We start from the raw sequence: 12,380 nt of genomic DNA on the forward strand, positions 1-12,380 counted from the left end.
GAAAATTTTGGGGGTAAGAAGATTCTGTGGATCGCCGTGGATGCGTTTGCAGGCATCCGTCTTGGTGTGCCGAGTCAGCGGTTGGTATGGGAGAAGGGGCAAAAAAGGTTCTTCCGCGAATTTAGTGGCTGCTCTCGGATACTCGGGGAAGGTTTTTTGAGGGATGGCTGCGATGTCCGACGGTTCTGTTCGGTCTGATGGCGAAGCCGGGTGAAGCGGAGACGGGCTCTGCGGAGGAGCAACCCGCCAAGGAATAACTTGGTCTGCGATGCGGCGAAGGTGCTTCGTGCCCTCTGCCGGCCCCCGTGTCGGCGGAGGGTCGTTTGAGCCGAGCGTTTGTCGTCGAACACCCATTCGGACATCGCAGCAATGCCTCAAAAAACCTGGGTCCTGTGCGATCAGCCACTAAACTCCGCGAAGAACCCATTTTTTGACCCACATTCCGCTTGGCGTGTTGAGCGGAAAGCTGACGGGTGCGCCTCACACGGATAATACTCACCTGTAAAGCTACGACACGACAAGCCCGTTTCGTTGACGGACCGATCACAGGTGCCCCCAATGACACTCTCCCTGAAGAACGTCCAACCGATGAGAGCGTGCAAGATGAGTAGCGCTGTTGAGCCGACCACGCATTGATTCGCTTCTGCCATTTGGTATGCTTATTAAAACAGACATTCTGTCTGAAAGATACGGTCGGCATCTCAACTTGATTGAAAGGGAAATACCATGATTCGGTCGATGGTCATGATCTGCATGTGTCACTTGACCATCGTGTCCACGATGTGGGCTCAGGAGCCGACGCAAGAGTATGAAACCCTAAAGCAATTTTATCGCCACCAGGCGAAGCGGGTTCGTTTCCGACTGGATGACGACGGTTTGCAAAGGCTGAAACTCGAAGATCCCGTCTTCACGTGGACGGGACTGGACTATCAGAAGTATCGTGATACCCTCGCGCCGAATTCGGGAGATGTTTACGTTTGGACCTACCAAGGCCGAGCGGTGGTCGCCGGCGGCGTCTTATCCCAACCGACTCCATCGGGACGGGAAGTCTACCAGGAATTTCAAGCACTGATCGAGACGCCACCCAGGCCGATTCGAAGTCCGATGAAGTGGGGGCAAATGTGGTCTCCGGTTGGTGTCAAGTTGCGATCGTTGCCGACAGCGCCAACGCCTCCGCCCGGTGATGACGACCTCTCAAGACGTCGAAGGGATCTACAAATGCGAGGCATCGCGAAGCAGTTCACCGCGGAAACACGATCGGTCCAGACGGGGCAGGTTGATGCGCTCAGACTCATTCCCAAGGCTGTTTTTCGCCTCAACGCAACGGAGTTGCGGAAGGCGGATTCGGCTGTCATCGACGGATCACTCTTTATCTTCACGAATCAGCTTGGCACCGATCCCGAACTCACACTGTTGATTGAATGCCACGAGACCGACGAGGGTCTCGTCTGGAAGTACGCGCCCGGTTCATTGGCGTTCCAGGAGATTTGGCTCAAGCACAACGGGAGGCAGGTTTGGCATCTTCCCAACTACTTGGATCATCCAGGAGAAGGGAATTTCAATTCATCGCGACTGTACGACAGCGTCAGCATCAAAGACATAGAATCGATGATTCAGCAATGACGGACGCGTTCGAAACGTTGTTGCTAGCGGGCGCGATCGGCACGTTCGCAGCAGAACTTGTATTTCTTTCCGCTGTTGCAATGGCAGGGATCGTAGCGGCCCGGTTTTTCTATTGCCTGCTGCTGCGTATTTGGATGCAGTGGGGGTTCCCAAAGAGGAGGTCCCTCTGGCGAGCTTCCTTTTGACTGTCCGAACATTTGCTTGTAGCGAAGGAGCATCGGGCCAAGCATGGACTCCTTGAAGTCTTCAAATTCGGCGTCGTCTAGCCCAAACTCTTCAGCGAGTGCGTCGATGGCAGATTGTTGTTTTTCCTGGGGCAAAATCCCAATATTCCAACACATCATGGCCAGATTCAATGCACCTTGTACCTGCTCCCGCGAACCGTCTGTTTCATCAATCAGCGGTTGCGCGTACGCAGTGATTGCGTCGCCGATCGCTCCCATCGTCCGTCCTCCCCGTCGTGTGCGATGATCCCGCGTTCGGATCACTCGCCGAAAATCGCGAAGCCATCCCCTCGATTTTTGCGTGATCTGGGCCTGACCGCAAGAATCGGAAAGCCAATCCTGTTAGGGAGCGGCGTTCGATTTGGACGGGGACGGGGTAAGAAGATCCGGCGGATCGCTGTCGATGAACCTGCGTGCACGGGGCTTCTTGTACCGAGTCCACGGTTGGTATGGGAGAAAGGTCAAAAAATGGGTTGGTCAAAAAATATGGAAGACGAAAGCACCGCTGCCGCACGGTGCCTGCATTTTTTGACCAATCCATTTTTTGACCAGCATTCCTTATGGCACGCTGCCGCCCACAGCTTGAGCGCAAATCTTCCCCGTGGCGTTCGAACTGAAAATCGGCGCTAGTCCTGCGGGGAACGCGCGACTTTGGGGAATCCCCAGGAATCGGCCAGGGCGTCGGCCGCTTGCTCTGGATCGGTGTGTTCGCCCCAGCCGCCGTTGTGAAGATGCGCGTGCGCGAATTCATGTGCGATGATGTACAGCGCAAAGTCTTCGTTGCAGACGTTGAGCCGTTTTCGAAGTACGACGACGCGACTGCCGCTGCGATTCGCCCCCGGCATCGCCATCCACAGCGACCAACCTTGGCCGGGAACAAAATTCTCGAGCGTGACGCGAAAGCGTTCGTCCTGCAAAAAATCCTCCACGACCGGTGTCGGCAACCGCTCTAACACGGCCCGCACGCGCTCGCGCAGCACACTGTGTCGCTTAAATGGATCGAGGAACTCGGAAAAAACATCAGCAGTCATCAGGTAGCCCGTCGCAGAGCATTCGAGTATTTTTGTTCCGATGAATCCCCCAACATTGTACGAGCAGCTCGGTGGCGAAGAGAAATTGCGCGGCATCGTCGATCGGTTTTACGACCTGATGTCGGAATTGCCCGAGACGAAGACCATTCGCGCACTCCATCCCAGCGACTTAACCGAATCGAGAAACAAGCTGTTCAAGTTTTTGTCGGGGTTCTTCGGCGGGCCGTCGCTGTATATCGAAGAATATGGACATCCGAGGTTGCGAGCGCGGCACTTGCCGTTTCCGATCGGTGAAAACGAACGAGACCAATGGCTGTTGTGCATGAATAGAGCACTCGACGAACTGGTCGACAACCCGCTGCTCGTTTCACAACTGAAGATGACATTCTTTCGCACGGCGGATCACATGCGCAATCGCGCCGATTGATGGCCCGAAGGAATCAAGACGATTCAGTGAGCAGGTCATCGATGCGGCAGTAGCCCATTTCCATCGACGCGGTCATGCCGGCCGCCAGGGCGGCATCGCGAGCCCCTTTGGAGGCATATTCAATCCGGGTTGCGACGGTGGTCACCCCGCTCGTCTCTTCAAACGTGATCGTGATGACGGCTGAGCTCACCGGAGAACTTTACAGAGCCCTACTGACAGCGTATTGTCAGGAGACTGTCAGGATCCCGGAAATACCAGAGTTGCCTGCTGGCAAGCCACATGCGCCGCGCCGACCGCTTGTTTCGAATCGTCGAGTACCTCAAGGCGCGCCGCGAGGCCGTCACCGGGGAGGAGCTTGCCGCGGAGATGGACATCGGGGTTCGCACGATCTACCGCGATGTGGCAGATCTGCGGTCCTCGGGTGTCCCCATCGTTGGCGAAGCGGGGAGTCGGCTACCGCAGCGTCCGGTTGGGGCTGGTTGGGATCGAGAGGGAAGAAGATTTGGGGCGCCGTCTATGCGGCGGGCGTATCGGTTTTCACTCGCCGTGTCCCGTTTCGCATTGGGTGCTGGTCAAAAAATGGGCTGGTCAAAAAATGGGCTGGTCAAAAAATGCGAACTGTTGCGAAGTTGCTGCTGCGCAGCGGCTATGCGGTGGCAGTGGCTATGCGGTGGCAGTGGCTATGCGGTGGCAGTGGCTATGCGGTGGCAGTGGCTATGCGGTGGCGGTATTTTTTGACCCTCCAATTTTTTGACCACTTTTCCGTTCTACTTTCTCAAAGCGTGGCGCAAAGTGATGATGCTCGACCGCTTCGATGTACCCCAGGAGCGTGCCGAAGCGATGTCGAATTGTTGATCAGCCGATATGCTCAACCGGCATCTCGCGCCTGATCCGCCCTTGAAATCCACGCCGCAATCGTGTCCAAGACAGCATCGCGGCGGGTTTCCAGCAGCAGTGAATGGCGGAGACCGTGGAATCTTTTCGTCGTGCAACACTCGCCCGACCGCGTGCAAAACGCTTTGCTCGTTTCAGCGTCACAAATCTCGTCGTCCTCACCAATTAAGAACAGCAATGGAGTGCGGAGCTGGTCGGCTTGCTCCAATATTTCGTGCCCACTGGACATCAATTCGCCACCGATGCCGATCGACAACTTTTCGTGCAGAAGTGGGTCGGCGGCAAGTCTCGCCAGCATCTCAGCGTCCTGCGTCAGCTGACTCGGCTTGATGTCCGCCGACAAACGGACTCGCGGGATGACCTTGGCCGTCAACCAGGCCGCAAATGACTGTGCCTTCGTCGGTGGATTTTTGGGAAGGATCATCGGATTGGTGACGATCGCTCGGTTAATGGGCGGTCGGTTGCGGTCGAGCAAGAACCGCAAGGTGATGTGCCCGCCCATGCTATGCCCCAACAGAACGATCTCCGCGTCGGGCTGTCGATCGGCGACATGCTCGCAAACACATTGCACGTCGTCGATGAAGCGGTCCAGCGACGGTGCGTGCCCACGGACACCAGGACTTTTCCCGTGTCCGTGCTGATCGTAGGCGTAGGTTGTCACCTCGGACGAAGCCATCGCATCGCCCAGTTCGCCGTACCAACCACTGTGCTCACCTAAACCGTGAACGACCACGAGGGCCGTTTCATTGGCCGTGTCGCCCCAGCGCCGGAGGTGCAAGCCGCGGCCATCGGGGGTGCTGAGCGTGCTCTGTTGCGGAGCAGATGGAATCGTCGCGGACATCAATTTTGCGTCGCTGGTTTGGGGAGGCGTCTGAACCGCGGCACGAATAAGCAAACAGCGTACCGGTCGGCGAAAAGATGCCCCAGAAGGTCGTCATTGGGTGAGTCGCCATGCCCAGTCTGCTGGCGTGAGGACGATCGAGAACCAATCGCGACGGCCGCGGTCAAGAATCGTTCGAACTGCGCGATCCGCGACCAGCGGTCCTCGTCAATGCCTTTATGCCTTTCCCTCACCGGCCGATCAGACGCGTGCTCTCGCTTGGTCCAGCACGTGCTGGTGAAGCAGGTACAAAGTCCCACGGACGAGCAATAAACACTCTAACGTTGAAAATGCCTTCCAACAACGATCACAGGAACCCCATCGATACGTTTGAACGCATCGGCCATTATTTGCATATCTCCGTTTCGTGCAGGAGACTGGTCAAAAAATGAGTTGGTCAAAAGATGTGAATCGCGAGAGGGACGCTACACGGAGCGAGCATTTTTTGACCACTCAATTTTTTGACCATCAGCCGACCGATCACGCAATGACACCTACCGGAAACCGGAATCGGCCGTAGGACATCGGGCCGACTTTGTCGCGGGACAACCCGCGATTGACCCGCAGATCATGCTTTGCGCGGTTGCAGTATCGCAGCACGTCCACCACGTCCGTCTCGGACAGTTCCGTGATGGGCGATTCTATTGCTTCGGTAGTTTCGATTGACTTATGGCGATGAATGGCGAGCATGTCTTCGAAGGATCTTTCGGTAACGGTTGTCATAACGATCGACGGTGTGCTTTCCGTGGCGTTATCGGTTTCATTGCCAATTTCACCGTCAGCCTGTGAACTTGTCACGATGACGCGTCCGCAGTCGGACATTGACACCAATTCGGTCCACTTGGTTCCCATCTGCAGATGGAAAACGGCGACCACCCGCTGCCGAGAACTGAGATAGACCTCAACAAACGTGGGGGAAGCATCGCCATCGACACGAAAAGTCTCCATTCGACGAAAACCAAATTCATCGAGGGCTGTTTCAGCCTTCTCACGGTATAGGAATAGAAACCATGGAGTCTCGGGGACCGCTTCAAATCGCATTTCGCGGAATTGCTTTTTGAGGATACGGGTCAGAAGCGGGGACGCCAGCGCCAGGACAAACCCGGCACAAAGGATGTAGGACACCAAGGGTTTGGTCACCCATGTGATCCTCAGGCCGGTCAGGTTTTCGAGTGTGTCGAACGACTCGGATAAGAACAGGAGGCCGAAAAACGCGATGCCAATGCTATCCCAAAACACGGCGAGAATGCGGAGCATCGGCCAGCCTTTGGCACGTCGGCGATCGTCCGGTTGCGAGGCGATTTCGGATCTGTTTAATAATCGCTGTTGTATCGATGATTCCTGCGCAGCGGTCGGCATCGTGTTCGGTCTCGGATCAGTGATTCGTTGAAACGCTACGCTGGAAGTCTAGTGCGTCCTTGGAACGGTCCCGTCGTTCCACCTACGGTTTGGTCTACTTGGAAGCAACTGAAATCGGGACGAGGCAGATTCTGGGGCAGGAAGATTGGACTGTCCCCGATTATGTCTTCGCGTGATTCACGCTTTCGTGTGGCGAGTCTGGATCTGCATCGGAGAAGGGGCAAGAGATTGAATGCTCAAAAATGTAGGTGAAAAGAGGCGCGTTGCCGCGGAATGACTGGATTTTTTGACCAGCAAATTTTTTGACCCTCCTCTCGTTATCCTGGTCCCCCGTGAGCAAGTGAACTCGTGCGATCCTCCTCAGACGCCATCGAAGATCGCGTTGTGGGTGGCGCTGCTGCTGTAGGACGGGTGCAAACTGATGGCGGTATCGAGCAGGTTCCATTCACTGGAGGGAACGGTTTTTCGGTCGACGATCATCAGGGCGATTTTCCAGGCTTGTTGGAACACCGCATCGCGGCGGATCGCGTTGCGAATCTCTTGCGGGGTCGCTCCTCCGGGACCGAAGCTGGGAATGTCCACGTGCAACCGATCCTCGGGATCATCGGTGTGCTGGACCATAAAGATTGATTGCGCGACGTAGGCCAACCCTTCAGAAACGCCGACGGTCATCGTATCTTGACGCAAATCGAACAACGCGTGCACGCACTCATGGACAATCAGTGCCTTGCTCTTGTTCGTGCGACCGGCGCTGCGGCCGAGTTCAATCACGTTGCGATCGGAATCGTAAACCGCCCGACCGCTTCGGATCGAACTGGACTGTAGAACGCGGATCTTGCCGTCGATGATCGCATTGCCCACGACCATCAGTTCGCGAGTGGAAACCCGATGACTTCCACGCAGGAAATTGATCGACTTTGTCGCCCGGTTTGACAGGGCGCCGAGCACGATCAGTTGCAACGAACGCTCGATCGAAGGATCCCAATCGGCCGGCGGCAAATAAATTTCGCCAGCCCCGGTGGAGAAGCTGTAATTTTTTCCATCGCTCGATTCAGTGCAATTCAAGTAGCTTTCCAGATACCAATTGACTTCGCGGGGATCACGCGTCGCGAAGTTGAATTCGATCAGGTCCCAGGGATCGGACCGACCGGCCTCACGGGACGCCACGCTGAACCAATCGTCACCGTCCTTGACCGGGTATGCCCCGACGTGACCGGGAGGCGGAAAGATGGCGGGGACCGACGGAGTCGACTTGAGAATACCCATGGGAACACCATGTGGAACGAAAGAGGTGATTCGCGGGAGGACACATTCACTGTCCTCGTAACTCGGACGAATTTGTTACCACAATTCTGCAACGTTTCCCCAGAAAGTTGCCGCTGCCAAATGCTTTGTCAGACGCACATCGCTCGTCGACGCAAGCGATGGCTGCCGATCCACACGTCACCTCGCTCTCGTTTTGTCTCCATCGTTCTGCCCCCATCGTTTTGCCCCTCCCATCCGCACCGTCAACGGCCGTGTTCCCGTTTCGGCGGCGACGAGGGGCCATCACCCCCGCTTTTTGATGCCCCTGTGACTTCGGGGGCTTCAAGTAGATAAGATGGTGGTCCCGAAATGTGTCTCAGGCTCCACCTTGCCAGCGCGACGCACGAAGCCCGCTGCTCCTCGCACCCGCGAAGTCATCCATGCAGACGAAATACCTTCTTTCGGAAAACGGACTCGCGTCGGCCACTCCATTGAACGACGCCGCCGCGGAAATCACGGCTCACGTCGTTGACCGCTATTGGGTCCGTTGGCTGACGCGTTTTGCATGGCTGGCGGTCGTGTGCGGGATCATTGGGGCCGGGGCGACGTACGTCTGGATGCGTTCTCAGCCCCCGGCGTTCCGTTCCGCCGCGTTGGTCCAGATCGACGCAGCGGATCCCCCGATGACGGGCGATGAATCAGAGCCCAGCCGGGCAGCGTCGCTCGGTGACGAAGTGTTCGTGGTACGGAGTGATCAGATCCTTCGTCGGGCAATCCGTCAAACGTCCCTGGGAGGCGTTGAACCGTTCACCGGAATGACCGAGGCAGAGATTGCGACCCGACTTAGCAGCACCCCCGCACTTGTTGTCGAACCGGCCGGCGATCAGACATCCACCCGGGTGATACGGATCCGATATGACGCAGCGACACCCACCGGTTCCCAGCAGGTGGTCCAAGGCATCTTGGACGCCTACGTGGGGTTCAGACAGGAGAGTTTTCAGCGGGGCGACGACGAAGCCATGGCTCGGATTTTGGCCTCGCGAGAAACGGCGCTCAAGGATCTTCAAGCACTGGAGCGACAACACGACGCGTTCTTGCAGCGGACGGAGTTGGTTTTCCTGGACGGCGAACCACAGAGCGTGCATCGCAAGATCGCAGACCGGTTCCTGGCCCAGCGCGAAGAGTTGATGATTGAACGGGCGGAGATCGAGAGTCGCATTCGTTCGGCGGAGATCAATTTGGAACAAAGCGATCCGCGAACATTGATGCTCTCGTTAAAGGCGGAATCGGAAACAGCCTCCGATGCGATCAACCAGAGCCTGTCCAACCAATTGGACAGCTTGCGAAACGAGCTGCGCGATCGCGCGTCGGTGCGGATGCGTGAGACCGAGCAGACACCGTTGGAGATGGAACGGGACAAGCTGTTGGAAAAGTTTGGGCGTCGCCATCCGCGGGTCCGTGAGGTTCAAACACAGATTGATGTCGTCAGCAAGCGGATTGCCCGAATGGAGGCGGAAGAGGACGAAAAGGAAGCGATGATCAAAAAGATCATGACGTTGGGCGGAAAACCCGATGCGGAAATCGATCCCCAGGCGGAGCTTCGTGCACGCGTCGAACTTGCGATCAATGGCCTGAAGCAGCAACTCGAGTCACTCGATCGACAGCTCGAATCGGTCAACACGTCCTACGCCGAGGAATCGGCTGCGGCCAAGGCGGAGATTGAGGCGATTCGTGAATCCGAACGCTTCGAGCGGGACATCGCACGTCAACGCGAGCTGTACGAAAAGATCCTCGCGCGTATGGACGAAGTGAGTTTGCTGTCGAAGGATCGAGGTGTCGCGGTTTCGGTCCTGGAACATCCACGCGCCGGGCAGGCCGTCGAGCGTCCGCTGGAAAAACAGACACTGGCGGGTGGTTTAATCGGATTGGGCACCGGCATCTTGCTGGCGATGCTGTTGCCCCCACGACAGCGCGACGTGCCGATCCAAGTCCATCCAGGTCAATTCTTGTCGGCACCGGTGCTCGGGCAAATCCCGCTCATTGCACCACCGAAGGCATCAACGCGTACGGCGGGGGCTTTAGAACACCGACCTGACGCGTCGAAGCTCTGCACGGTGAGTGCACCGTATGGGCGAGCGGCGGAGAGTTTCAACACCATCCGCACCGCCCTGCTGTACGCTTCCGCTTCCCGCGATCATCGGATCATCCAGGTGACCAGCCTGAAGCCGGAAGTGGGCCGATCGACGGTGACGGCAAACCTGGCCGTTGCCTCGGCCAGGGACGGAAAGAAGGTGTTGCTGATCGACGCCGATCTGTGGCGTCCCAAGATGCAAGACTTGTTCGGACTGACCGATTCGCCCGGATTGCAGCGGATCCTGGAGGGGATTGCGTCGGCAAACAGCGGCAATGAGATCGCGGATCAAGTCATGCAGACGATTCAACAGGGACCGACGAGCAATTTGTCGGTGCTGCCGGCGGGAAAGTCACGCGAGAATCCTAGCGATCTCCTTTCGCCCACGCGCGTCGCGGGGCTTTACGAGTCCCTTCGCGACCTGTTTGATCTGGTCCTGGTTGACATGCCGCCGCTCGCGTCGGTGTCGGCGTCGCGGGATTTGGCTCCGGTGGCCGATGCCGTTGCCGTGGTCATCGGTCCGAGCCCTCGAGATCTGGATCAGGCCATCAAGGCGACCGAAGCGTTGAAGAACGCTGATGCCACCGTGGTCGGCGTGATCATCAACGGCGTCGGAGAGGAAGGCGACGAGGTGGAAGGGCATCGGCTGTCGCCCGCGGCTCGTGATTTGCACCTGGAGTCTCCCTAAACCCGTAGCGGAAGCCGCCAAGGCTTTCGACTCGCAGCAGTCCACACGGAAAAAGCCGAAATTCTTGGCGAATTCCGCTACCACATACGCCCCTTGCCGGGTTTAGAGACAAAGCTAGGATCGCGTTAGCACTCGCTGAGATTGACGGAGATCTGGCCGGCCAAGCCGCCTTCGGAGGTTTCTTTGTACTTGGAGTTCATGTCCTGTGCGGTTTCCCACATTGTGCGGACGACGGCGTCTAGCGAGACGCGGGCATCGTCGGGGTCGCGACCGAGCGCGATCTGTGACGCGGTGATGGCTTTGATTGCTCCGAAGGCATTGCGTTCGATACATGGAATTTGAACCAGCCCGCCGATCGGATCGCAGGTCATCCCGAGGTGGTGTTCCATGGCGATTTCGGCGGCCATCGTTGCCTGACGCGGCGAACCGCCCAGGCATTCGGTGAGCGCCGCGGCGGCCATCGCCGAGGAGACACCGATTTCGGCTTGGCAGCCACCCATGGCCGCCGAGATCGTGGCGCCCTTTTTGAAGATGCAACCGATTTCCGCGGCCGTCAGCAAGAAGTCTGCAAACCAATCGTCGTCACTATCGCAGAAGCATTCGAAATACAACAGGACGGCGGGCATGACGCCGGCCGCTCCATTGGTCGGCGCCGTCACCACGCGTCCAAACGCCGCGTTTTCCTCGTTCACCGCCAAGGCGAAACAACTGACCCAATCCATGACCGACTGAAAGTCTCGCGGTTGTTGCCCGAGCGTAGCGATCCACTGCTGGCGGTCCGGTGGACAGGCATGACCGAGTAAACGTCGTGCCGCCGTCGGGGCGCGGCGCCGGACATTCAAACCGCCCGGCAGGATCCCTTCGGTCATGCACCCGCGATGGATGCAATCCAACATCGTCTCGCGAATCGCGGCAAGACCGTCACGAATCGCTGTGTCATCCCGCCACGTCCGCTCGTTTTGCATCACCACTTCGCTGATCCGTAGTGATTGGCGTTCGCAGTGACCGAGTAAATCGTCTGCGCGGTCAATCGGAAACGGCAAGTCGACCGAATGGCTGGTCGACGATTGCTCACCCTCTTGGACGATGAAACCGCCACCGACCGAAAAAAAGATCGCCTCTGTCTGTTCGCCCTCAGCGAACCACGCGGTGAAACGCATGGCGTTGGGGTGTTGGGGCAGTTGCTGGTCGAAATGAAAACGGATGTCAGCCGTCGGGTCAAAGGCAACGTCGGTCTGACCGAGTCGGATCGTTCGGTCCGCAGCGATCTGGCGGAGATACCGGTCGGTCGAATCGACATTGATCGTCGTCGGATCGTGACCACACAATCCCAGCTGCACGGCAACATCGGTTCCATGCCCCTTTCCTGTTTTGGCCAGCGAGCCATAGAGGTCAACAACGATCCGCTGAACCGCTGCCCTGTTCGGCCCGAGTTGATCGACGAACTGCAGGGCGGCTCGCCAGGGGCCCATCGTATGGGAACTGGAGGGGCCCACCCCGATCTTGAACATGTCGAAGACGCTTAGCGATTGATGTTGCATTGCCGAAGGCATTGTCGAGGGGGCTGTGGACGAGAGGCCGCCGCCTGCCACTAATCCTTGCGTTGAAAGTGGACGTCTTGGAGTGCATGTCCCGAGGGGCACTTTTTAGATCGCCCCAAGCCGATACGCAACGCACGCTCCGAAGTGTTTTGGATCCGTACTGTGGAGGGACATTCGCATTTGGGGGAACACCTCCAGCCCCGGCGTCTGACGACCCACGCAACCGCCAGAAATCAGCTGTTTGGAAAACCTTTGCATTCGTCTTGCAGGGTTAGCCGATCGATCCAAACGACGGCGAACTCCGCCTACGCAGCAGGCACCCTATGCAGCAGGCACC

12 protein-coding genes are annotated in these 12,380 nt (G+C 57.6%); 5 read left to right on the plus strand and 7 right to left on the minus strand.

Translation table 11 applies throughout. The features are described from left to right. Together H1B37_RS33340 and H1B37_RS05835 are read left to right on the plus strand one after the other, a co-directional pair. Positions 1-198, plus strand: a 198-nt coding sequence (locus H1B37_RS33340; RefSeq protein ID WP_220498061.1) for a hypothetical protein, incomplete at its 5' end; no start/stop codon positions are given. Between the two features lie 528 nt (positions 199-726). Further along, positions 727-1,623, plus strand: coding sequence for a hypothetical protein (locus H1B37_RS05835; RefSeq protein ID WP_182865698.1), 897 nt, complete (start codon positions 727-729; stop codon positions 1,621-1,623). Between the two features lie 23 nt (positions 1,624-1,646). Here the strand turns inward: H1B37_RS05835 and H1B37_RS05840 are convergent, their stop codons facing one another. Further along, the gene (locus tag H1B37_RS05840; protein WP_182865699.1) at positions 1,647-2,066 is read right to left on the minus strand and encodes an SEC-C metal-binding domain-containing protein; all 420 of its coding nucleotides are present in this window, start codon (positions 2,064-2,066) and stop codon (positions 1,647-1,649) included. 407 nt (positions 2,067-2,473) lie between these two features. Beyond that, on the minus strand, positions 2,474-2,878 hold the full coding sequence (locus tag H1B37_RS05845; protein ID WP_182865700.1) for a hypothetical protein: 405 nt from the start codon (positions 2,876-2,878) through the stop codon (positions 2,474-2,476). 40 nt (positions 2,879-2,918) lie between these two features. Between H1B37_RS05845 and H1B37_RS05850 the strand changes: the two genes are divergently transcribed. Continuing rightward, positions 2,919-3,305, plus strand: a complete 387-nt coding sequence (locus H1B37_RS05850; protein ID WP_182865701.1) for a group II truncated hemoglobin — start codon at positions 2,919-2,921, stop codon at positions 3,303-3,305. Positions 3,306-3,318: 13 nt separating this feature from the next. On the opposite strand, the gene H1B37_RS05855 is transcribed toward H1B37_RS05850, so the two are convergent. Continuing rightward, complete coding sequence (locus tag H1B37_RS05855) at positions 3,319-3,495, minus strand: SRPBCC family protein (protein ID WP_182865702.1); 177 nt, start codon at positions 3,493-3,495, stop codon at positions 3,319-3,321. An 89-nt stretch (positions 3,496-3,584) separates the two neighbouring features. On the opposite strand from H1B37_RS05855, the gene H1B37_RS33670 reads away from it, so the two are divergent. After that, entirely contained in the window at positions 3,585-4,043 is a 459-nt protein-coding gene (locus tag H1B37_RS33670; protein WP_286177443.1) for a helix-turn-helix transcriptional regulator, read from the plus strand. Positions 4,044-4,173: 130 nt separating this feature from the next. On the opposite strand, the gene H1B37_RS05865 is transcribed toward H1B37_RS33670, so the two are convergent. The 3 genes from H1B37_RS05865 to H1B37_RS05875 form a co-directional block, all read right to left on the minus strand. After that, entirely contained in the window at positions 4,174-5,040 is an 867-nt protein-coding gene (locus H1B37_RS05865; RefSeq protein ID WP_182865703.1) for an alpha/beta hydrolase, read from the minus strand. Between the two features lie 519 nt (positions 5,041-5,559). After that, entirely contained in the window at positions 5,560-6,438 is an 879-nt protein-coding gene (locus H1B37_RS05870) for a hypothetical protein (RefSeq protein WP_182865704.1), read from the minus strand. Positions 6,439-6,798: 360 nt separating this feature from the next. Continuing rightward, positions 6,799-7,704, minus strand: coding sequence for a hypothetical protein (locus H1B37_RS05875; protein ID WP_182865705.1), 906 nt, complete (start codon positions 7,702-7,704; stop codon positions 6,799-6,801). Between the two features lie 419 nt (positions 7,705-8,123). Between H1B37_RS05875 and H1B37_RS05880 the strand changes: the two genes are divergently transcribed. Then, positions 8,124-10,502 carry a polysaccharide biosynthesis tyrosine autokinase gene (locus H1B37_RS05880; protein WP_182865706.1) on the plus strand — a complete coding sequence of 793 codons (2,379 nt, stop codon included), beginning with the start codon at positions 8,124-8,126 and terminating at the stop codon, positions 10,500-10,502. A gap of 125 nt (positions 10,503-10,627) precedes the next feature. On the opposite strand, the gene H1B37_RS05885 is transcribed toward H1B37_RS05880, so the two are convergent. Beyond that, positions 10,628-12,043, minus strand: a complete 1,416-nt coding sequence (locus tag H1B37_RS05885; RefSeq protein WP_182865707.1) for an L-serine ammonia-lyase — start codon at positions 12,041-12,043, stop codon at positions 10,628-10,630. Between the last annotated feature and the right edge of the window lie 337 nt (positions 12,044-12,380).

The sequence above is a fragment of the Stieleria mannarensis genome, assembly GCF_014154935.1.
Lineage (GTDB): Bacteria > Planctomycetota > Planctomycetia > Pirellulales > Pirellulaceae > Stieleria > Stieleria mannarensis.

Bases quoted from the DNA above. Each gene is read 5' to 3' on its own strand.
- H1B37_RS05835 (WP_182865698.1), top strand. From the start codon at position 727: ATGATTCGGTCGATGGTCATGATCTGCATGTGTCACTTGACCATCGTG.
- H1B37_RS05840 (WP_182865699.1), bottom strand. From the start codon at position 2,066: ATGGGAGCGATCGGCGACGCAATCACTGCGTACGCGCAACCGCTGATT.
- H1B37_RS05845 (WP_182865700.1), bottom strand. From the start codon at position 2,878: ATGACTGCTGATGTTTTTTCCGAGTTCCTCGATCCATTTAAGCGACAC.
- H1B37_RS05850 (WP_182865701.1), top strand. From the start codon at position 2,919: ATGAATCCCCCAACATTGTACGAGCAGCTCGGTGGCGAAGAGAAATTG.
- H1B37_RS33670 (WP_286177443.1), top strand. From the start codon at position 3,585: ATGCGCCGCGCCGACCGCTTGTTTCGAATCGTCGAGTACCTCAAGGCG.
- H1B37_RS05865 (WP_182865703.1), bottom strand. From the start codon at position 5,040: ATGTCCGCGACGATTCCATCTGCTCCGCAACAGAGCACGCTCAGCACC.
- H1B37_RS05870 (WP_182865704.1), bottom strand. From the start codon at position 6,438: ATGCCGACCGCTGCGCAGGAATCATCGATACAACAGCGATTATTAAAC.
- H1B37_RS05875 (WP_182865705.1), bottom strand. From the start codon at position 7,704: ATGGGTATTCTCAAGTCGACTCCGTCGGTCCCCGCCATCTTTCCGCCT.
- H1B37_RS05880 (WP_182865706.1), top strand. From the start codon at position 8,124: ATGCAGACGAAATACCTTCTTTCGGAAAACGGACTCGCGTCGGCCACT.
- H1B37_RS05885 (WP_182865707.1), bottom strand. From the start codon at position 12,043: ATGCAACATCAATCGCTAAGCGTCTTCGACATGTTCAAGATCGGGGTG.